We start from the raw sequence: 19,752 nt of genomic DNA on the forward strand, positions 1-19,752 counted from the left end.
GCCGCAGCCGCCCCGTCCGGGGCGGTCAGGGACCGTTCCGGCCTGGGCTGCGGGGTCGGGTACGGGGTGCGCGCGAGGAGCTGGGTCGCGGCGTCCGGGAGCCAGCCCTCGCCGGGCGGGCGGTGGTGGACCGTCAGGCGGCGGAGGAACTCGCTCGGCGTGGGGCGGTCCGCGGGGGCCTTGGCGAGGCAGTCGCCGACCAGGTCCCGCAGCTCCGCGGGGACCTCGCTCAGGTCCGGGTCCTCGTAGACGACCTTGAAGTGCCGGGCGGTCGCCGGCCCGTCGCCGAACGGCGCCCCGCCCGCGGCCTGCGCGAGCACCACACCCAGCGCGAACATGTCCACCGCCGGCGTGATCGTGCCGCCGGTGAGCTGCTCGGGGGAGAGGAAGCCGGGGGTGCCCACCTGCATGCCGGTCTGGGTCAGCGCCGTGCCGTCCAGGGCGCGGGCGATGCCGAAGTCGATGACCCGCGGCCCGTCCTCGGCGATGATGATGTTGGCCGGTTTGAAGTCGCGGTGGATCACCCCGGCCCGGTGGATCGCCTCCAGCGCCTCGGCCAGGCCCGCGGCCAGCACCGTGAGGGTGTCCAGCGGCAGGGCCGTGACCCGGGCCAGGACGGCGGCCAGCGTCGGGCCGGGCACGAACGCCGTCACCAGCCAGGCCGGGTCCGCCTCCGGATCGGCGTCGACGACCGGCGCGGTGTGGAAGCCGCCCACCCGCCGGGCCGCCGCGACCTCGTCGGCGAACCGCCGCCGGAAGCCCGGTTCGGTACTCAGTTCGGGGCGTACCACCTTCACGGCCACCGCGCGGCCGGACGGCGACCGGCCGAGGTAGACCACTCCCATACCGCCCTGCCCCAGCCGGTGTGTCAGCTGGTAGCGGCCGTCGCCGACCGAAGCGGGATCCCCAGGACCCAGTGGCTTCATCGTGCGTGCACCCCCCGTTCCGTGCACCATGAGCGGGTGCCGGCAAGTTGAGTACCGGTCCCGCCCCACGGCCGTCAAGCCGGACCACATGCCGGTCACCGCCACCGGGCCGCGGCCGAGGGGCGGCCACCCGCCGCTGCCGCCGCCGCGGCCACGCCGTCATCCGGTTGCCTCGGTGCGGCGGCCCCGGCCCCGGTCCCCGCCTCCGTACGATCGGTCTGCCCGGACGGTGAAAGGAGCGGCGGCCGATGAGCATCGCCGAGAGGGCCGATCACGTAGGAGTCCATCTGACCGGCTGCGACCACGAGACGGCGCTGGCCGTGTTCGCGGTGCTCCAGGCGGCGTTCGAGGACCCCACGGCGGCGGAGCGGCCCGCGGACCGGGCCGGATCCGGTGCCGGGGCGGGCACCGGCACCGGCGCCGGGACCGGCGCCGAGGGGAACATCACGGCCACCGTGTGGTCGGCGACGGTCGCCGCCGGTGTCCCGGCCGCGCGCCACAGCACGGCACCCCCACCGCTGGTGGGCCCGGTGACCGTCGAGCTCTACGGCGACGCCGACCCGGTACGCCATGTCCGCGAGGAACTGGAGCGGGCCTTCGTGGTCGAGCACCTCGGCACCGTGCCCGGCGAACACGAACTGGAGACCCGCCTGCGGCTCACCGCCCGGTAGGGACCCTTCGCGCCGGGGCGCCACCGCTCAGGGCCGGATCCCGTCGCAGGCGATCATCAGGTGGCGCGGGCCGCGCAGGACGGCGTTCTGCCGGTAGGGCGGCGGGTCCTCCAGGAGCCGCGGGTTCTCCAGCCGCCGGGCCAGCTCGCTCAGCGCCTTCTGCGCCTCCAGCCGCGCCAGCGGTGCCCCGAAGCAGCTGTGGATGCCACTGCCCAGGCCGAGGTGCTGGATGTCCTTGCGGTCGGGGTCGAAGCGGTCGGGGTTCTCGAAGCGCTGCGGGTCCCGGTTGCCGGCGGCCAGCACGAGCCACATCGCGGCGCCCTTGGGGACGGTGACCCCGCGGATCTCGATGTCCACCAGCGGGGTGCGCTGCGGCAGCAGCTGCACCGGCGGCTCGTACCGCAGCAGCTCCTCCACCAACGGCACCGCCAACCCCGGCTCCGACCGCAGCCGCTGGAGCACGTCCGGGTGGCGCAGCAGCGTCAGCATGCCGTTGGTGATCAGGTTGACCGTGGTCTCGTGACCCGCGATCAGCAGCAGCGCCGCCGTGCTGAGCAGCTCCATGGTGGACATGGATTCCTCGCCGGTCGCCGCGGCCAGGTGCGACAGCATGTCGTCCCGCGGGTTCTTGCGCCGATCCTCGATCAGCCCGGCCAGGTACATGCCCAGCTCCATCCGGGCGTCCTGGGTCACCTTCGCGCGTTCCGCCTGGTCGGCGGTCGGGTCCGGGTCCAGGCTCGCCGCCAGCGTGTCGGCCCACACGTGGAACCGGGCCTCGTCCTCGCGCGGCACGCCCAGCAGCCGGCAGATCATCGTCACCGGGAACGGGTAGGAGAACTGGTCGACGAGGTCGATCCGTTCGGTCCCCTCGCCGTTGCCCGACGTCCCGGCCGCGATGTCGTCGATCAGGTTCTTGACCGTCTCGTCCAGGTCCCCGCGCATGCTCTCGATCCGGTGCGGCGAGTGCGGGGGGCCGAAGGGCCGGTTGGTGATCCGGCGCAGCCGGTCGTGCTCGGGCGGGTCCAGCTTCAGGAAGCCGGGCGGCAGCGTGGCGCTGTCCCCGGTGTCCTCCTCGGCGAGCGGGTCGGCGGCCCCCGCGGTCCGGTTGCGCTGGTCGGAGCTGAGCCGCGGGTCGTGCAAGAGGGCCATGATCTCGTGGTACGTGCTGACCACGTACGGCCCTTCCCCGTCGTGGTACACGGGCGTCTTGCGCAGCTCCGCGTACAGCGGGTACGGGTCCGCACGGTGGGAGTGGTCCAGGATGTCGGTCAGGATGCCTTGCTTCATGGCGGGTTCTCCGAAGGCGTGCGGGTCGGTCACCTGGCGGGGGTGAAGGTCAGCCGCCGGTCGGCCGGCGAGTATCCGCTGAGGGTCACGGTCGGACCGTGCGTGGGAACCGACGGGTCGGGGAAGTCCGCCGGCACCGGCCGGCTGCCCTCCGCGCGCCGGTCGACGGTCGGGTACGGCGGCGGGAAGGGAGCGGTGGACTCGATCTGGTGCCGGTAGAACTCCAGCCAGCGCGCGTTGTCGAAGGTGACCGCGCCGATGATCCGGCCCTGGTAGCCGTACACCCCGGTGAACCGCCGCTCGGCGGTCGAACCCTGCGTGATCATGATCTCGGTGCCCATCGACGGCACGCCGACGGACTTGATGTTCACCCCGAACTGCGTCGACCAGAACGCCGGGGTCCAGATGTGCGGACGGCGGTCCGTGCTCTCGCTGAGCATGTTGTGGGCCGCGGTCTCGGCCTGCGCGACGGCGTTGCCCCAGTGCTCCAGCGACAGGAACTGGTAGCCGAACAGCGGGTGCGGGGAGCGGGCGACGTCACCCGCCACGTAGATGTCGTCGGTGACGATCCCCGTGATGTCGAAGGCCCGGCAGCCCGCGTCGCAGGCGATGCCCCGCGGCCCCGCGCCCAACCCGGAACCGAGCAGCCACTCCGTGTTGCGCTGGGCGCCCAGCGAGACGACCACCACCTCGCACTCCAGCGTGGTGCCGTCGGAGAAGTGGGCGGCCCGCACCCGGCCGGTGGAGTCGCCCTCCAGCCCGGTGACCATGATCCCGGTGCGCAGGTCCACGCCGTTCTCGCGCTGGAGTTCGGCGGCCACCGCCCCGATCACCCCGCCGAGCGCGCCCACCAGCGGGGCGTCGGCGCGTTCGGCGACGGTGACCTCCAGCCCGCGTTCCCGGCAGGCGGAGGCGATCTCCGACCCCGTGAACCCGGCGCCGATCACCAGCACCCGGCGCGGTCCCGCGTCCATCCGGCGGGCCAGCGCCGCGCCGTCGTCGCGGGTGCGCAGCACGAACACGCCGTCGAGCTCGGCCTCGGCCTCGTTCGGCCAGGGGCGGGCCCGTACTCCGGTCGCGATCAGCAGCCGGTCGTACGGCACCTCGTCGCCGTCGGCCAGCTTCACCCGCCTGCCCGCCATGTCCAGGCCGCTCGCCGGCACGCCGAGGCGCCACTGCGCGTCGATCGCGCGCCGGCGGGGCAGCGCGGTGCCCGCCGCGGAGGCCTTGCCCAGCAGGACCTGCTTGGACAAGGGGGGCCGGTCGTACGGCTCGTACGGCTCGTCGCCGATCATGGTGAGCGAGCCCTTGAAGCCCTTCTCGCGCAGGGTCTCGGCGGCCCGCAGTCCGGCCAGGGACGCGCCCACGACCACGATCCTGCCGCTGCTGCGCAGGGCGTCCAGCGCGGTGTCAGGCATCGGACGCCTCCAGCTCCTCCACCAGGATCGCCTGGACGGGGCACGCCGCGGCGGCCTGCGCCACCCGTTCGCGCTGGGCGGCCTCCGCCTGCGGGTCGTACAGGAGGCCCTCGTCCCCGTGCATCGCAAAGACGTCGGGCGCCAGGAACGCGCACTGGGCGTACCCCTGGCATCGGTTCAGGTCGACGACGAGTCTCAGCAAGGTGTGGTCCTTTCCGCGGGCCGGAGCTCGGGCCCAGCCTGTCGGCCGGACCCCGCGGCGGCCCGTCCGGGGAGGCCGACAGGGTGACGCGGCCGGCCGGTTCCTCAAGCGGTACGGCGGGCGGCGCGCAGCACGTACAGGCCGACGAGCAGGGCCCAGGCCGGCAAGACCAGCTCGGACCGGGGCACGGCCGAGGACACCACCAGCAGGACCAGCCCGGCGGCCGTCCCCGCCGCGATCACCGGACGCGGCAGGACCCCGAGCCGGCGGCCGACGGCGGAGGTGGTGAAGACGAGGACGGCCGCCGTCCGCAGCGCGTACGTCGTCAGCAGCGTGCGCGCGAAGCCACCGCCGAACCCCTGCGGCCGGCCGTCGGCGGTCGCCCGCTCGCCGCCTCGTACCCGTAATTGCGTGGCGGCTCGTGGCGGGGCGCCGTTACGATCGCCGCGATGACAACTCATGCCTACATCGGATCGGGGGCATCGTTCGCGCACGGTGAGTGCTGATGGCCACTCACACCGCGAACAGCGACCCCCGGCTTTCCTTCTGGGCGCGCGTGCGGGCCTACGCCGTGCCGCCCTCCATGATCGAGACCGCGACCGCCCGCCGCCGCGCGGGGGACTGGGCGGGCGCCTGCGCCGCCGCGGGCCTCGACGTCGACCTCGACCTACGGGCCCTGGCCCGCACCCACGGCCGTGACCTCGCGGCCCGCGTCCGCGCCGACCTGCGCCGGCTGGCCCCCGACCTGCTGCGCTGGCACATGCCGCGGATCGCCCCCGACGGACTGCTGCGGCCGGGGCTCACGGTGGCCCTCGCCCGGTACGCCCCCGCGGGCCCCGATCCGGCCGGCGCGGTGCACCTCGTGGTACGGACCGCGCCGGCCTGGGCCGACGCGGGCCAGCGGATGAGCCTCGCCCTGTGGGACGCGTCCCGGCCCGAGGCCGTCCCCCAGGCCCATCCGCACGTCCGGCCCCACCCGCGCTTCCGCCTCGACCTGCACCGCCACCTGTGGGACGCGCACCGCACCGGGGAACTGCGGGACCGGGCCGGGACCGGTGGACCGCCGGGCCCGGACGGACCGCCGGACCGGTACGGACCACGGGGCCCGGACGGACCGCCGGACCGGTACGGACCACGGGGCCCGGACGGACCGCCGGACCGGTACGGACCCCCGGGCCCGGGCGGATCGCTGCCGGCTCGGCTGCTGCCCGAGGACCACGGCTGCGCCGTCGACCGGTGGGCGGCCGAGGCGGGGATCCTCCTCGCCGCCGAGGGCCGGACCGCGGGCACCGTCGGCGTCCGGCTCGGGGGCCGCCGCCGGCTGGCCCTGGACATCGCCCCGTGCGCGGACGCCGCCGCCGGCGGACGTCCGGTCCCGCGGATCGTGGACGCCCGCCCGGCCGGCAGGGACGGCACCCGGCTGCCGGTCCTGCCCGACGCGGCGACCTGGCGGCTGCCCGACCTGGACCTGCTCCGGGCCGGCGCGATCACACCGGAGCAGCTGCATCCGCTGGTCGCCGCTGCCCTCGTCCCCGGCCGAGCCCCGGCCGGGCCGCCGCGCCCGCCGGACCCCGCCGGGCAACCGCGCCTCGTGGACTGCCGGGGCTCCCTGCACCGGATCGCCCTGGTCGACGGGGTCCTCGCCCCGCTCGACCACGACCCGGCCGAGCTCCGCCGCGAGGAACTGCTCGTCGCCCTCACCGGTACCCCCCTGCCCTGCCTGCAGGCCGTGGACGAGGCGCACCGCCGTCCGGACTGCCTGACCGGCGTGCGCGAGCGGCTCGACCACGGCGACGTCGTCGGTGCCCTGGCCGTGGTCGAGGGGTTGCTCGGGCCCGAGGCCGTCCTGCGGGACGGGCCGCTGCGCGCGGCACTGGAGGCCGCGGCCGGACGGCGGATCGCGCACGGGGCGTACCGGGCGGGGCTCGTCGGCGCCGGACCGGACCGCATGCACGAGGCGGCCCGACGCCGGCGTGCCCGCCGCGCCCACCCGGGTCTCGGCGGCATTCGCTGAAACCGGGGGCTCGGCGCCCTGGAATCCCTTTCCTGGCCCTGCCTTTTCCTCCCCTCCTCCTTTCCTTCCCTCCCCTGCCTTTCCCTGCCTTTCCTGCGTCACGCAGCGTTTCCCTGCGTTCCCTGCTCTTCCCGCCGTTTCCTGGCCTTTCCCGGCCTCTCCCTGGCCCCTACCGAGGTGATCACATGACTGAACTCGACATCGCCGGACGTCTGCTCGCCCTGCTCCGAGAGACCGGCACCGAGCCGCGCCCCGACATGCAACTGGAGGCGCTGACGCTGGCCGTGGCGGCCGACCTGCCCGTCCTCCTGTGGGGGGAGCCGGGCATCGGCAAGACCGCCGCCCTCACCCAGCTCGCCGAGGCCCTGGACCTGCCGCTGACCACGGTGATCGCCAGTGTCCACGAGCCCTCCGACTTCTCGGGCCTGCCCGTGGTCGGGGACGACCCGGCCCGGCAGGGCGTGCCCATGGCCCCGCCGGACTGGGCCGTGCGCCTGGTCCGGGCCGGGCGCGGGCTGCTGTTCCTCGACGAACTGTCCACCGCGCCCCCGGCGGTCCAGGCCGCCCTGCTCCGGCTCGTGCTCGAACGCCGCATCGGCGCGCTGAAGCTGCCGCCCGGGGTCCGGATCGTGGCCGCGGCCAACCCGCGCTCCTCCGCCGCCGACGGCTGGGAACTGAGCCCGCCGCTGGCCAACCGGTTGGTCCACCTCCAGTGGCTCCACGACCACGAGGTCGTCGTGCGCGGCCTCGGCGGGACCTGGCCGCGGGCCACCCTGCCGCGGCTCGACCCCGAGCAGCTGCCGTACGCCGTCGACTTCGCCCGCCGCGCCGTGTGCCGGCTGCTGACCGCCCGCCCGGACCTGGTCCACCAGCTGCCCAAGAGCGAGGCTCGCCGCGGCGGCCCCTGGCCCTCGCCGCGCAGCTGGGAGATGAGCCTGCACCTGATCGCCTTCGCGACCGCGGCCGGAGCCTCCCGGGACGTGCTGTCGCTGCTGGTCAGGGGCACCGTCGGGGACGGGCCGGGGCTGGAGCTGCTGGCCGGGCTGGACCGGATGGACCTGCCGGACCCCGAGGACCTGCTCGCCGACCCGGACGCGGCCGAGCTGCCCGAGCGGGGCGACCTGCGCCAAGCCGTGCTCGACGGGATCGTGGCGGCCGTACGGGCCCGGCCCGACCAGGCCCGGTGGGACGCGGCCTGGCAGGTGCTGGCGCGGGCGGTGGAGACCGGGGCCCCCGACCTGGTCGTCGTACCGGCGAACACGCTCGCCGCGCTGCGCCGTACGGAGTGGGACGTGCCGGAATCCGTCGAGCGGCTGGCCGGCCTGGTGTCGGTGTCCCGGCGGGCCGACGACGCCCGCACCGGCGCCCGGGTGGGCGCCGCAGCGGCGGTGGCCCGATGACGGCCGGCGCCCCGGCGGCCCTCGACCGCGACAAGCTCTTCGCCGCCCGGCTGCACGCGGCCCGGGCCCGGCCCTACCTGGCGACGGCCCTGTTCGCCCTGCACGTCGTGGAGTCGCGCAGCGTCCCGACCATGGCGGTCGACCCGTTCTGGCGCTGCTACGTCTCCCCGGCGTTCGTCGCCCGGATGCCGGTCGAGCAACTGGCCGGGGTGTGGGTGCACGAGGTCTCCCACCTGCTGCGCGACCACCACGGGCGCGGCGAGCGGCTGGCCCGGGACCAGGGGCTGACCGGCCCGGGCGACCGGCTGCGGATGAACATCGCGGCCGACTGCGAGATCAACGACGACATCTACGGGGACGGGCTGGTCCGGCCCGAGGGCGCGGTGACGCCGCAGTCCCTGGGGCTGCCGTCCGGGGTGCTCATGGAGGACTACGCGCGCCGGTTCAGGCTCGAAGGCGTGCACGGGGAGCTGCTCTGGCTGGACTGCGGCAGCGGCGCCGACGGGCTGGGACGGGGCTGGGACCTGGGCCCGGACGGCGCGCACGGGCTGACCGAACAGGAACGCGACGCCGTCCGCTTCCGGGTCGCGCAGGGCATCTCGGGCCGGCCCGGCAGCACCCCGGCGGGCTGGGAGCGCTGGGCGAAGGAGGCGTTCCACCCGCCGCAGCCGTGGCGGGACCTGCTGGGCGCCGCGGTCCGCTCGGCGGCCGCCGCGTCCGGCGCCGGCGAGGACTACAGCTACGGCCGCCCCTCTCGGCGCTCGGCGGGGCTGCCCGGCGTGGTCCTGCCGAGCCTGCGGCGGCGGCCGCCCAGGGTGGCCGTGATCATCGACACCTCGGGCTCGGTCAGTGACGCCGAACTGGGCAGTGCGCTCCTGGAGGTGGCAGCGCTCTCACGCGCCGTGGGCGGCCGGCGGGAGCAGGTCACCGTGCTCTCGTGCGACGCCGCGGTGAACGTCGTGCACCCGCTCTGCCGCGCCGAGGGCATCGCGCTGGTCGGCGGCGGGGGCACCGATCTGCGCACGGGCTTCGAGCGGGCGCTGCGGGCCCGGCCCGCACCGGACGTCGTCGTGGTCCTGACCGACGGGGAGACGCCCTGGCCCGCGACGCCGCCGCCGTGCCGGACGGTGGTGGGGCTGTTCCCGCGGACGTACGGCGACTCGCGCTGGGGCGACCCCGCGTACGTCCCGGAGGCGCCGCCCGCTTGGGCGCGCGTGGTCGAGATCGGGTAGCGGCGGCTCCACCGGGTGGCGGCAGGGCGCGGCGGGGAGGGGCGGGGCGCCGGGCTGGTGGGGGTGGCCGGGCGAGGCGGCCGTCGCGGAGCCGTGGAGGGCGGCGGCGGGGCGCCGACGGGGGCGCCGACGAGGGCGCCGGTCGGGCAGGATGGCGGGCATGGACCGACTGGAACTAGAGCGGCGGGCCCGCGCCCTCGCCACGGCGGGCGGCCGGCGCCTCCTCGGCATCGCGGGACCCCCGGGCGCCGGCAAGTCCACCCTGGCCGGGCACCTCGCCGCCGCGCTCGGGCCGGACCTGGCCGTCGTCGTGCCCATGGACGGCTTCCACCTGGCCCAGGCCGAACTGGTCCGGCTCGGCCGGGCGGACCGCAAGGGCGCGCCCGACACCTTCGACGCGGCCGGGTACGCCGCCCTGCTGCGCCGGCTGCGCGAGCCCGGCCGCGCGGTGGTCTACGCCCCCGCCTTCGACCGCTCGCTGGAGGAGCCCGTCGCCGGGAGCATCGCGGTCGGCCCCGGTGTTCCCCTGGTGATCACCGAGGGGAACTACCTGCTGCACGAGGCGGGGGAGTGGAGCGAGGTGGCGCCCTTGCTCGACGAGGTCTGGTACCTCGCCCCGGACGACGCACTGCGGGTACGCCGGCTGACCGACCGTCATGTCCGCCACGGCAAGGACCCCGACCGGGCGGCGGCCTGGGTGGCCCGCTCCGACGAGGCGAACGCGCGCCTGGTGGCCGCGGGCCGGCCGAGGGCCGATCTCGTGCTCGACGGCCCGCTCGACCTCGGCGCCGGATTCGTACCGTAAGTACCCCGGACCGGCCCCGGACCGACCTCGGACCGACCCCGGACCGACCTCGGACCGGCACCGAAATGCCGTGAAATGCCGCCTGAAATACGATGGTGAGGTGGCCCACGGAGGTGTGTGATGCGCCATGACCCGGGGGCGGACGTCGAGCAACTGCTGGCCCTGTCCGGTCCGGCCCTCGACCAGCTGTTCCGCGCCAGTCCCGCGGGCGGCGTACCCGACGGCGAGGCCCGGGGGACCGTCCTGCCGGCGCGGGGCGCGAGGGTCTCGCGGGCGCTGGCGGCGCTCACGCGTCTCACCGCCTGGCAGGGCAAGGTCTTCGACCCTCCGCGGGGCGAACTGCGCAACCTCCTCACGCCGTTCGGCGTCGCCGCGGTCCGGGCCCGCGTCTACCGCGGTCCCAGCTGGTTCGACGACAAGGAATGCACCGTCCTGGACTACTCCTGGACGTCCCTGCTCGCGCACCGGGTCCGCGACGAGATCCGCGAGGTCGCTCCGGGCCGCTACCTCGGCCTCGTCTACTGGGGCCGGCGGAAGATCCTCCACTTCGCCCTGGACTTCACCGATCCACCGGCCTCGCCCCCGCGCGCCGTCACCGTCCGCGCCGTGGTCCCCGCCGACCGGGTGGCCGACGTACAGGCCGTGCTGACCGGGGCGGCCCGCCGCAAGGGCGCGGCCGGGGAGCCGATCCCGTTCGCCGAGCTGACGGGGGTTCACTTCGCGCGGCTGGTCCTGGTGCCCGGGGGGAACGACCTGGCGGGCGGGGAGGTGCCCGCGAGCGTGGTGTACATGTGCGAGGTCGACGCCTCCCCGGACGCCCACCTCGCGGACCTCGCCCGCAAGGCGGACGGCGGGCTCGGCGAGGTCTTCGGCCCCTGCGAGGGCTTCCCGGGCGGCGGCGCGCCGGAGGCGGAACTGATCGCCTGGCTGCGTGCGCACAGCGTCCCCAGCGCCGCGTTCTACGTCAACACGGCCGGCCGCCGGCTCCAGCAGATCCAGCAGGAGGCGCGACTGCGCGAGGCGATCGAGGACTTCCTCGACCGGCGCGGCGGCAGCCCCCCGGACGCCGACCCGATGGCGGTCCGCGCCGACATCCAGCGCTTCGTCACCGGCCGCCCGGACCTGGCCTGGGCCCGCACCCCGGTCCCACCGCCCGACCGGCGCACCCGGCTGCGGCAGGCCGCCCACCGCTACGGCGTCCCCCTGGCGGGACTGGCGCTGGCGCCGGTCCTCCCGTTCGCCGTACCGGCCTGGGCCGCCCTGCTGCGCCTGCACGAACGGCGCGACGTGCCCAGCCGGGAACGGCCCACCCCGGAACACGTGGCCCGGCTCGCCGCCTGCGAGGACTTCGCCGCGCAGAACCCCTTCACGGCCGTCGGCCTGGTCAAGGCGGGCCGGTTCCGCCGGGCCACGCTGACCGGCCTGCTCTTCGCCGTCGACTACGGCGCACGCCACCTCTACAACCGGGGCGACCTGGCGGGGGTCAAGACCATCCACTTCGCCCGGTGGCTGTTCATCGACGACAAACGGCGCGTGATCTTCGCCAGCAACTACGACGGCAGCCTGGAGAGCTACATGGACGACTTCATCGACAAGGTCGCCTGGGGCCTCAACGCCGTCTTCAGCAACGGGCACGGCTACCCCCGCACCCGCTGGCTGATCGGGGGAGGGGCCCGCGACGAGCAGGCGTTCAAGTACTACCTGCGCTGCCACCAGGTGCCGACCGAGGTGTGGTACTCCGCCTACGACACCCTCACCACGCACCACATCAACACCAATGCCCGCGTCCGCGCGGGCCTGTTCGCCGAACTCGGGCCGGCCGAGACGCAGGCCTGGCTCGCGCTGCTGTAGGGCCTGAGGGTTTGCGGGCCTGAGGGCCTGAGGGCTTGAGCGCTTGCGGGCCTTGTGGCTCCAGGCGAGGGCTTGAGGCTTCGGAGACTGCGGGGGCTCTGCGGGCCGTAGGGAAGGGCGTGACATGATGGCGGTATCCCTGGAACTCCACGACATCCAGGGCATCGTGGCCCGTGGCTACAGCACGTTGACGTCGGCGTGCTTCCTGCTCCTCGCGATCGCCGACCCGGACGCCGCCCGCCCCGCCCTGGACCGGGTGGCGCAGCGCGCCACCGACGGCCGGGCGGAACCGGCCGAGGCCGCCGTGAACCTCGCCTTCACCGCCGAGGGCCTGCGCCGGCTGGGCCTGCGGACCACCGGCGCCACCGCTGCGACCGGCTTCTCCCGGGAGTTCCTCGACGGCATGACCGAGCCCAACCGCTCCCGGCTCCTGGGCGACACGGGCGAGAACGCACCCCACCGCTGGCGCTGGGGCGGCCCGGACACCCCGCCCGTGCACGTCCTGGTCCTGCTCTACGCCCGCGACGAGCGGCGGCTGGACCGGCTGGAGACGCAGGTGCGCGAGGAGCTGACCGGCGGGGGCGCGCTGAGCGAGGTCCTGCGGCTGGGCACGGCCGAACTGACCGACCGCGAGCCCTTCGGTTTCCGGGACGGCATCTCCCAGCCGCTCATCGAGGGACTGCCCAAGGCCGAGGGCAGCGACCGGAGCGTGAAGGCGGGCGAGTTCGTCCTCGGCTACCCCAACGAGTACGGCCTGCTGACCGACCGACCCCTGCTGCCGGCCGTCGCCGACCCCGGAGGCCTGCTGCCCCGCGCCCCGGAGCGGGACGGGGACGGGGGCGGCAACGAGGACGGGGGCGGCAGCGGGGACGGGGACGGGGGCGAGGGCGACCTCGGCCTCGCCGACCTCGGGCGCAACGGCAGCTACCTGGTCCTGCGCCAACTCCACCAGGACGTGCCCGCGTTCCGGGCGTACCTCGACGCCGTGACCCGCCGGCCCGACGGCAGCCCCGACCCCGAGGCGCGCGACGCGCTGGCGGCCCGCATGGTGGGCCGCTGGCCGAGCGGCGCCCCCCTGGTGCGGGCGCCGGACCACGACGACCCCGGCCTGGCCGACGCCAACGACTTCGGCTACTTCGCCACCGACCCCGAGGGCCTGCGCTGCCCGCTCGGCGCCCACGTCCGGCGCGCCCACCCGCGGGACTCCCTCGACCCCGATCCCGGATCGGCCAGGTCCGAGGCGATCGGCCGCCGGCACCGGCTGCTGCGCCGCGGCCGCGCGTACGGCCCGGAGGGGGCCGGGGACGGCGGGCCGGGCGGGGATGGAGAGGCTGACGGAGGGTCGGACAGGGGCGCAGAGGGTGACGGCGGGCCGGACGGCGGTGGCGCGTCCGGACTGCATTTCGTCTGTCTGAGCGCCAACCTCTCGCGCCAGTTCGAGTTCGTCCAGCACACCTGGCTCAACAACCCCGCCTTCAACGGCCTCCTCGACGGCCCGTGCCCGCTCGTCGGCCCCCGCCAGGACCACCGTTCCACCTTCACCGTGCAGGCCCGCCCGGTGCGCACCCGCTACCGCGACCTGCCGCAGTTCGTCACCGTCCGCGGTGGCGCCTACTTCTTCCTGCCCGGGCTGCGGGCGCTGCGCTACCTGTGCGCGGGGCCGCGCGGGCGCGCCGACACCCCGCGAGCGGCCCCACCGGACATCGACTATCGTCGGAAGTGACCCCGTGTTCCGCCCTCGGAAGGGGTGGCGAAGTGGCCATGGACGCGCGCACGCTCGCGCGGTACAGCCTGGGCGTCGTCCGACTGGTGAACGGCGTCGCGGCGCTGGCGGCCCCTCAGGTGGTGGCCCGTAGTCTCGGCGCCGACGTGCGGCAGCCGGCCCTGGCCCACGTCATGCGGATGTTCGGGATCCGCACCGTGTTCATCGGCGCCGAACTGCTGCTGCTGAAGGACCCGCAACGGATCGCGGAGGCGCTGCGCACCGCCACGGTCATCCACACCAGCGACACGCTCTCGGCCGCCACCGCCGGCCGGTGCGGCACGCTCCCGCCGCGGGCGGCGAAGATCGCCACCACGATCTCGGCGGTCAACGTCCTCCTGTCGCTGCTGGCCCAGTGGCCGTGCGGGGAGGCCCGTCACGGTCGTTGCTGAACCCACGGCCGGTGCCGGTCCCACGGCCGTATCCGTTCCCGCACACCGCCGCGTCGAACCACCCACCGGCAGGACAGCGGCAGGACGCCGGGAAGGCGTCGGAAGGACGTCGGAAGGAACTCCACGATGCGCAGACCCCGGACCACTGGCGAGGCACCGCACGGCTCACCCTTCGTCGCCCTGCACGATCGACTGGCCCTCGCCGTCGACCACAGGATCGGCTGGGACCGACTGCCGCGACCGCTCGGCCTGCTGACGCTCGTGGGCCTGCGGGACAACCTGCGCCGCAAGAACCTCTTCGACACCACCTCCTACCCCACGCGCGGCGCGCCGGACATCGAGGCGCCCAGCGCGCGTCACCTCACCGAGCGCACCGCCGACGGGACGTACAACGACCTGGAGCACCCCCGGATGGGCATGGCCCGCTCGCGCTTCGGACGCAACGTCCCTGCGGACCGTACGTACCCCGAGCCCGAGCCGGACATCCTGACGCCGAACCCCCGCGAGATCAGCCGCGCGCTGCTGACCCGGCACGCGTTCGTCCCGGCGGAGTCGGTGAACGCCCTGGTGGCCGCGTGGCTCCAGTTCATGATCCGGGACTGGGTCAGCCACGGCCACGGCGCGATCGACGACCCCTGGCAGATCGAGCTGCTGGACGACGACCCCTGGCCCGTGCGACCGATGCTGGTGCCCCGGACCCTGCCCGACACGACCCGGCCCGAGGACGGCGACGGCCTGCCGCCGACGTACCTCAACGAGCACTCCCACTGGTGGGACGCCTCCCAGCTCTACGGCAACGACCTGGCGGCGCAGCAGAGCCTGCGCGCGGGCGAGGGCGGCAGACTGCGGGTGCCCGGCAACGGCTCGCTCTTCCCGGACCGACCGGACCTCGACCCGGCCAACACCCCGGGCTTCTGGCTGGGCCTGCTGATGATGCACCACCTGTTCATCCTGGAGCACAACGCCGTCTGCGAGCGGCTGGCCCGGGAGTACCCGCAGTGGACGGACGAACAGCTCTTCCAGCGCGCCCGGCTGATCGTCGCGGCGCTCATCGCCAAGATCCACACCGTGGAGTGGACCCCCGCCGTCATCAGCCATCCGACGACCGTCACCGCGCTGCGCGCCAACTGGTACGGGCTGCTGGGCGAGCGGGTCCACCGGCTGCTCGGCCGGGTCAGCCGGAGCGAGGTGCTCAGCGGCATCGTGGGCGGCCGCCCCGACCACTTCGGTGTCCCGTACGCCCTGACCGAGGAGTTCGTGGCCGTCTACCGGATGCACCCGCTGGTGCCCGACGACTGGAGTTTCCGCTCGGCCGAGGACGACACGCTGCTGCGGGAGGCGAGCTTCCGCGAACTGGCCGGCCCGCACGCGTACGACTTCTTCGGCAAGCTCGGCCTGACGGACCTGTTCTACTCCTTCGGCACCTCGCACCCCGGGCTGGTGACCCTGCACAACTACCCGCGGTTCCTCCAGGAGTTCGAACGCCCCGACGGCAAGCTCATGGACCTGGCGGCCGTCGACGTCCTGCGGATCCGCGAGCTGGGCGTGCCGCGGTACAACGAGTTCCGGCGCCGGCTGCACCTGAAACCGGCCGCCGACTTCACCTCGCTCACCGACGACCCGGTCTGGGCGGAGGAACTGCGGCGGGTCTACAGCGGCGACATCGAGCGCGTCGATTTGATGGTGGGCATGTTCGCCGAACGCCGGCCGGCGGGCTTCGCCTTCAGCGACACCGCCTTCCGGATCTTCGTCCTGATGGCGTCCCGCCGCCTCAACAGCGACCGCTTCCTGACGACCGACTACACACCCGCCGTCTACACGCAGACCGGCCTGGACTGGATCGAGAACACCAGCATGGCGACCGTGCTGCTGCGGCACCTGCCGGACCTGCGGGCCTCGATGCGGTCCGTGACCAACGCCTTCGCCCCGTGGCAGCGGCCCTCCGCCTGACCGGACCCCGCCGGAGCCGGCCGGTCCGACCGGAGCGGCCGGTCCGACCGGAGCGGCCGGTCCGACCGGAGCCGGCCGGTCCGTCGGACCTCAGGGCCGGCGGACCGCGGCGGCGTGCGCGAGGACCTCGCGGACCTCGGCGGCGATCGCGCTCTCGTTGCGCTCGAACTCGGGCCCGGTCAGCACCTGCGGATCCGCCGGCAGGCCGGTGAGCACCGGTGTGTGCAGATGGCCGCCGGGTACCGAGGGGGCGAGTTCGCCGCGCAGCCGGTTGGAGCGGTAGGCGACCTCGTTGGAGAGGTAGCCGCCCCCGCCGCCCGCGACGGCCCGGGACCCCGGCGTCGGGCCGTCCGTCCGGTCCACCGGCTCGGTGCCGCCGGCCGGGATCTCCGTCACGTCCGGGTTGAGCAGCACCGGGTACGGGCCGCGGACCGCACCGGTCACCGCGTCCACCGGCAGCGTGGTGCGGATGAACTCCGGGCCCGGGCCCATGCCAGGCGCGGTCACCGGGTGAGCGCGGGTCCCTCCGGACAGGGCGCCGGTGTTGTCGGGGTAGGGGTCGGCCGACCGGGACCGGCCCGCCCACTCCTCCAGGGTGAAGATCCCCGGGTACCCCTGGCTGACGGTGGTGATCAGATCCGCCGCGCCGGCTGTGCCTGCCGCCGCCGCGCCCGCCGTGCCCGCCGTGCCCACGGCGCCTTCCGCGGCTGCCGCGCCCGGCGTCAGCCGGGGGGCGAACGCCCGTTCCACGATGCCCGCGTCGAAGTCGGCGTAGCGCACCGGCAGGACCACGGAGCGGATCTCGGCCGTGCCGCCGTCGGCGAGGGTGATCCGCCGGCCGTTGAGCTGGAGGGCGGCGGAGCCCGACGGGTTGCCGCGGCGGAGTTCGGCGTCGAGACCGAAGGGGTCGAAGCCGCTGATGAAGACGCGCCGGACGCCCGGCGCGCCGCTGAAGGCGTTGTCCGTCAGGCCCCGCGAGGCGTCCTCGAACCGGGCCCGCAGCGCGGCCCGGTCCACCGGGAACCCCGGCTCCCAGCGTGCGAGCGAGGCGGTCATGGCCAGCCGGGCCCAGTACAGCGGCCGGTCGTCACCGGCCGCCAGGTCCCCGCCGGGCCGCTGTCCCTGGGCGCGCCGTACGGAGGCCTGCCAGAGCGCCTGGCCCCAGGTGTCGAGGAGCGGGCCGGCCTCGGCGGTGCGGCGGACGGAGCACAGCGCGGCCGGGAAGCGGTCCACGAAGCCCGACAGCCCGGCCCGCTCGACGAGCGCACGGGTGCGGGGATCGGACAACCGGGCCTGCTCGGCGTCGAGGCGAGCGGCGGGGGAGAGGGCACAGCGCGCGCCGTCGGCCGCGTGGGCCGGAGCGGTCAGCGTCACCGGGAGGACTCCGGTGAGGAGGAGGCCGACGGGGAGGACCGCGGTCGTCGTGAGGCGACGTAAGAGGCGTATGCAATACGACATGCAATGTGACATGTGATGTGACATGCGAGCTGAGCCTACAAACCGGCGACCGCCCGCACCAGACGCGTTCCGGACGCTCCGATGCGGACCTGACCGGACCGTGGACCGGCTCAGCTGATCCAGTCGGTGGTGAGCGCCTGGACGGCGGAGCCGTCGAGGTCCCTCAGCTTGGTGCCCGTGAAGCCGCGGGCCCACTCGGAGGTCTGGATGCGGAAGGCCGGCCGGTCGGCGGTGAGGGCGTCGAGGATCGGTTCGGCGGCCTCGGCCGGGGTCTGGGCACCGGGCAGGAACTGCGGCACCGTACGGTTGACGTAGTTGCGCAGCGCGTCGGAGTACGGTCCGGCGGCGGCGATGTACTCCTCCAGGTCGATGCCCAGGTTGTTGACGAACTCGGAGGCCACGGCGCCGGGTTCGACGACGCAGACGCTCACCCCCAGCGCGCGGGCGACCGGCGCCAGGCTCTCCATGTAGCCCTCGACGGCGAACTTCGCCGCGCAGTAGGCCTCGTTGAACGGCTGGCCGACGACCCCGCCGACGCTGGTGACGGTGATCAGACGGCCGCCGGAGGCCCGCAGGTGCGGCATGGCGGCCTTGGAGACGTTGAGCACGCCGAAGAAGTTGACCTCCATCACCTTGCGCACGTCGGCGACGGTCTCGTTCTCCAGGGTGCCGACGTGGCCGGCGCCGGCGTTGTTGACCACCGCGTCCAGACGGCCGTAGTCGGCGATCACCCCCTCGACGGCGGCGGCCGCGGAGTCCTCGTCCACGACGTCCAGCCGGCGGATGTCGAGCTCGACGCCCGCCTCGGCGGCGGCCTTGCGCAGGGCGTCCGCGCGGCCGGTGTCGCGCAGCGTGGCGATGGTCCGCCAGCCGGCCCGCGCGGCGCCGACGGCGGCGGCGAGGCCGATGCCGGAGGAGGTGCCGGTGATGAGGACGGTGCGGGGGGTGGTGGAGGTGGCGGAGGGGGTGCTGGAGGTGCCAGTGGTGGCCATGGCGTTGCCTTTCGGGTAGAGGTGCGCAGGCAGTCCTGGGAAGGAGCAGGTGGCGGCGCAGATTTATGTGCGTGCACACACATCATAGAATTGTGTGCGTGTGCACGCAACCCCTAAAATCGGTTCCATGACTCCGAGGACCAAGAAGCTCACCCAGGCCGAGATGCCGGACGCCGACTACGCCTTCTACGGCCTGGTCTGGGCCGGCACCACGCTCACCGAGCGCGTCGACCGGGCCCTGACCAAGGCCCACGACCTCCCGGTGTCGTGGTTCGAGGTCATGCTGTGGCTCGCCGCCAGCCCCGAGCCGGTCCCGGCCTCCGTCCTCGGCAACAGCACGATGCTCAGCCGCAGCCAGGTCTCCCGCGTCGTGGACGCCCTCCAGGGGCGGGGCCTGGTGACGCGTACGCCGTCCCCGCGCGACGCGCGCTCGGTCGAGGTCTCCCTCACGCCGGAGGGCCACCGCCTCTTCGCCGAGGCCGACGCCACGCGGCGCGAGGTGCTCGGTCCGGTCTTCACCGATCTGCTGGAGCCGCAGGACATAGCGGCGCTCGCGGCGGTCTGGCGCAAGCTCAAGGCGGCGAAGGGCGCGCATCCCGCTCCCTGACCCGGCCCGGGGCGCGGCGGGGGAGGGGGAGGGCTCAATAGACAAGCCGGTACGTCACGTCGTGCGGCACCGGCGACGGCGCCGCCTCGGGGTAGACGAGCCGAATCATGGTGAAGCGACGCGTGTCGGCATGCCCGGGCCAGGGCTTCGGATGGCTGAGGGTGACCTGCACCGGATACGCCCGGAACCGGCCCGCGGCGCAGTACGGCCGGCAGTCGTTCACCATGTCGGTGCCGGTGGCCGTCGCCGTCCGGCTGCCCCAGCTCGTCCACCGCAGGGACACGAGCTGGTTGTTCCCGTCACCGCAGGCCAGCAGGTACTCCTTGGGACGTACCTGCGGCGCTCCGAAGCAGTCGACGACCACGGCCGGATCGTCGGGCGCGGGCAGGGGGACCGCCGCCGACGCCGGCACGGCCGTGGCGGCGACCAGGGCCGCCGCGCCCCAGAACAGCGCCGTCCGGGCCCTGGTCCTCGTGCTGCCCGTGCGTCGACCGGCACTCGCTGTGGCCACGGGACCCCCTTCGTGCACTCGCCTACCGCTCAGGCGGGCGGCAGCGCCACCCTCCACCGCCAGCTTCCTCCAACTGCGCGCCTCCCGCACCCGCAGCCCCGGCCGCGGCTCCTCACCCGCGAAATCGTTTGCCGGTGCGGGGCGGCCCTCCCTAGGGTCGTTCCCACCGACGGCGTGTAGCTCAGCCAGAAGAGCACCGGACTTGGGATCCGGAGGGCGCAGGGGCAGCACCTGCCACGCCGGCTTATGGACGAGATCGCTGACCAGCAGCCTT

18 protein-coding genes and 1 tRNA gene are annotated in these 19,752 nt (G+C 74.8%); 11 read left to right on the forward strand and 8 right to left on the reverse strand.

Features of this window, described 5'->3' with window-relative positions:
* Positions 1 to 926: serine/threonine-protein kinase (locus LG632_RS19425; protein ID WP_226728630.1), on the reverse strand; the 926-nt coding region annotated here is incomplete at its 3' end.
* 248 nt (positions 927 to 1,174) lie between these two features.
* On the opposite strand from LG632_RS19425, the gene LG632_RS19430 reads away from it, so the two are divergent.
* Positions 1,175 to 1,597, forward strand: coding sequence for a hypothetical protein (locus LG632_RS19430; protein ID WP_226728631.1), 423 nt, complete (start codon positions 1,175 to 1,177; stop codon positions 1,595 to 1,597).
* Between the two features lie 27 nt (positions 1,598 to 1,624).
* Here LG632_RS19430 and LG632_RS19435 read toward each other — a convergent pair whose 3' ends face one another.
* The 4 genes from LG632_RS19435 to LG632_RS19450 all read right to left on the reverse strand — a co-directional run bounded on the left by LG632_RS19435 (position 1,625) and on the right by LG632_RS19450 (position 4,965).
* Positions 1,625 to 2,884 (reverse strand): cytochrome P450, encoded by a 1,260-nt coding sequence (locus LG632_RS19435; protein ID WP_226728632.1) that lies wholly within the window; start codon positions 2,882 to 2,884, stop codon positions 1,625 to 1,627.
* Between the two features lie 29 nt (positions 2,885 to 2,913).
* A complete protein-coding gene (locus LG632_RS19440) occupies positions 2,914 to 4,302 on the reverse strand; it encodes an NAD(P)/FAD-dependent oxidoreductase (RefSeq protein ID WP_226728633.1) in 1,389 nt (462 codons plus the stop codon).
* A complete protein-coding gene (locus tag LG632_RS19445) occupies positions 4,295 to 4,501 on the reverse strand; it encodes a ferredoxin (RefSeq protein WP_226728648.1) in 207 nt (68 codons plus the stop codon). Before LG632_RS19445 ends, LG632_RS19440 begins: the two co-directional genes overlap by 8 nt.
* A 107-nt stretch (positions 4,502 to 4,608) precedes the next feature.
* Positions 4,609 to 4,965 carry a hypothetical protein gene (locus tag LG632_RS19450; RefSeq protein WP_226728634.1) on the reverse strand — a complete coding sequence of 119 codons (357 nt, stop codon included), beginning with the start codon at positions 4,963 to 4,965 and terminating at the stop codon, positions 4,609 to 4,611.
* A gap of 44 nt (positions 4,966 to 5,009) precedes the next feature.
* On the opposite strand from LG632_RS19450, the gene LG632_RS19455 reads away from it, so the two are divergent.
* The 8 genes from LG632_RS19455 (at position 5,010) to LG632_RS19490 (ending at position 15,910) form a co-directional block, all read left to right on the forward strand.
* Positions 5,010 to 6,518 (forward strand): hypothetical protein, encoded by a 1,509-nt coding sequence (locus LG632_RS19455; RefSeq protein ID WP_226728635.1) that lies wholly within the window; start codon positions 5,010 to 5,012, stop codon positions 6,516 to 6,518.
* Positions 6,519 to 6,703: 185 nt separating this feature from the next.
* Positions 6,704 to 7,918 carry an AAA family ATPase gene (locus LG632_RS19460; protein ID WP_226728636.1) on the forward strand — a complete coding sequence of 405 codons (1,215 nt, stop codon included), beginning with the start codon at positions 6,704 to 6,706 and terminating at the stop codon, positions 7,916 to 7,918.
* Positions 7,915 to 9,150: a vWA domain-containing protein gene (locus tag LG632_RS19465; protein WP_226728637.1), complete on the forward strand. Its 1,236-nt coding sequence runs from the start codon at positions 7,915 to 7,917 to the stop codon at positions 9,148 to 9,150. The genes LG632_RS19460 and LG632_RS19465 overlap by 4 nt, the downstream gene beginning before the upstream one ends.
* A 160-nt stretch (positions 9,151 to 9,310) precedes the next feature.
* Positions 9,311 to 9,955 carry a nucleoside/nucleotide kinase family protein gene (locus tag LG632_RS19470; RefSeq protein ID WP_226728638.1) on the forward strand — a complete coding sequence of 215 codons (645 nt, stop codon included), beginning with the start codon at positions 9,311 to 9,313 and terminating at the stop codon, positions 9,953 to 9,955.
* A 120-nt stretch (positions 9,956 to 10,075) separates the two neighbouring features.
* Positions 10,076 to 11,806 (forward strand): hypothetical protein, encoded by a 1,731-nt coding sequence (locus LG632_RS19475; RefSeq protein ID WP_226728639.1) that lies wholly within the window; start codon positions 10,076 to 10,078, stop codon positions 11,804 to 11,806.
* 124 nt (positions 11,807 to 11,930) lie between these two features.
* Positions 11,931 to 13,529, forward strand: a complete 1,599-nt coding sequence (locus tag LG632_RS19480; protein ID WP_226728640.1) for a Dyp-type peroxidase — start codon at positions 11,931 to 11,933, stop codon at positions 13,527 to 13,529.
* 38 nt (positions 13,530 to 13,567) lie between these two features.
* Positions 13,568 to 13,960 (forward strand): hypothetical protein, encoded by a 393-nt coding sequence (locus LG632_RS19485; RefSeq protein WP_226728641.1) that lies wholly within the window; start codon positions 13,568 to 13,570, stop codon positions 13,958 to 13,960.
* 126 nt (positions 13,961 to 14,086) lie between these two features.
* Entirely contained in the window at positions 14,087 to 15,910 is a 1,824-nt protein-coding gene (locus tag LG632_RS19490) for a peroxidase family protein (protein ID WP_226728642.1), read from the forward strand.
* Between the two features lie 90 nt (positions 15,911 to 16,000).
* Here the strand turns inward: LG632_RS19490 and LG632_RS19495 are convergent, their stop codons facing one another.
* Both LG632_RS19495 and LG632_RS19500 read right to left on the reverse strand, forming a co-directional pair.
* On the reverse strand, positions 16,001 to 17,284 hold the full coding sequence (locus tag LG632_RS19495) for a PA0049 family protein (protein WP_226728643.1): 1,284 nt from the start codon (positions 17,282 to 17,284) through the stop codon (positions 16,001 to 16,003).
* A gap of 194 nt (positions 17,285 to 17,478) precedes the next feature.
* Positions 17,479 to 18,360: an SDR family NAD(P)-dependent oxidoreductase gene (locus tag LG632_RS19500; protein ID WP_226728644.1), complete on the reverse strand. Its 882-nt coding sequence runs from the start codon at positions 18,358 to 18,360 to the stop codon at positions 17,479 to 17,481.
* Positions 18,361 to 18,487: 127 nt separating this feature from the next.
* Between LG632_RS19500 and LG632_RS19505 the strand changes: the two genes are divergently transcribed.
* Entirely contained in the window at positions 18,488 to 18,967 is a 480-nt protein-coding gene (locus LG632_RS19505; RefSeq protein WP_226728645.1) for a MarR family winged helix-turn-helix transcriptional regulator, read from the forward strand.
* Positions 18,968 to 19,001: 34 nt separating this feature from the next.
* Here the strand turns inward: LG632_RS19505 and LG632_RS19510 are convergent, their stop codons facing one another.
* The gene (locus LG632_RS19510; protein ID WP_226728646.1) at positions 19,002 to 19,478 is read right to left on the reverse strand and encodes a hypothetical protein; all 477 of its coding nucleotides are present in this window, start codon (positions 19,476 to 19,478) and stop codon (positions 19,002 to 19,004) included.
* Between the two features lie 170 nt (positions 19,479 to 19,648).
* On the opposite strand from LG632_RS19510, the gene LG632_RS19515 reads away from it, so the two are divergent.
* Positions 19,649 to 19,721: transfer RNA gene (locus LG632_RS19515), tRNA-Pro, on the forward strand.
* Positions 19,722 to 19,752 lie beyond the last annotated feature (31 nt).

Source organism: Streptomyces antimicrobicus (genome assembly GCF_020532625.1).
Classification (GTDB): Bacteria; Actinomycetota; Actinomycetes; order Streptomycetales; family Streptomycetaceae; genus Streptomyces; species Streptomyces antimicrobicus.

Bases quoted from the DNA above. Each gene is read 5' to 3' on its own strand.
- LG632_RS19500 (WP_226728644.1), bottom strand. From the start codon at position 18,360: ATGGCCACCACTGGCACCTCCAGCACCCCCTCCGCCACCTCCACCACC.
- LG632_RS19430 (WP_226728631.1), top strand. From the start codon at position 1,175: ATGAGCATCGCCGAGAGGGCCGATCACGTAGGAGTCCATCTGACCGGC.
- LG632_RS19455 (WP_226728635.1), top strand. From the start codon at position 5,010: ATGGCCACTCACACCGCGAACAGCGACCCCCGGCTTTCCTTCTGGGCG.
- LG632_RS19480 (WP_226728640.1), top strand. From the start codon at position 11,931: ATGATGGCGGTATCCCTGGAACTCCACGACATCCAGGGCATCGTGGCC.
- LG632_RS19450 (WP_226728634.1), bottom strand. From the start codon at position 4,965: ATGAGTTGTCATCGCGGCGATCGTAACGGCGCCCCGCCACGAGCCGCC.
- LG632_RS19440 (WP_226728633.1), bottom strand. From the start codon at position 4,302: ATGCCTGACACCGCGCTGGACGCCCTGCGCAGCAGCGGCAGGATCGTG.
- LG632_RS19460 (WP_226728636.1), top strand. From the start codon at position 6,704: ATGACTGAACTCGACATCGCCGGACGTCTGCTCGCCCTGCTCCGAGAG.
- LG632_RS19435 (WP_226728632.1), bottom strand. From the start codon at position 2,884: ATGAAGCAAGGCATCCTGACCGACATCCTGGACCACTCCCACCGTGCG.
- LG632_RS19470 (WP_226728638.1), top strand. From the start codon at position 9,311: ATGGACCGACTGGAACTAGAGCGGCGGGCCCGCGCCCTCGCCACGGCG.
- LG632_RS19490 (WP_226728642.1), top strand. From the start codon at position 14,087: ATGCGCAGACCCCGGACCACTGGCGAGGCACCGCACGGCTCACCCTTC.
- LG632_RS19505 (WP_226728645.1), top strand. From the start codon at position 18,488: ATGACTCCGAGGACCAAGAAGCTCACCCAGGCCGAGATGCCGGACGCC.
- LG632_RS19475 (WP_226728639.1), top strand. From the start codon at position 10,076: ATGCGCCATGACCCGGGGGCGGACGTCGAGCAACTGCTGGCCCTGTCC.
- LG632_RS19465 (WP_226728637.1), top strand. From the start codon at position 7,915: ATGACGGCCGGCGCCCCGGCGGCCCTCGACCGCGACAAGCTCTTCGCC.
- LG632_RS19485 (WP_226728641.1), top strand. From the start codon at position 13,568: ATGGACGCGCGCACGCTCGCGCGGTACAGCCTGGGCGTCGTCCGACTG.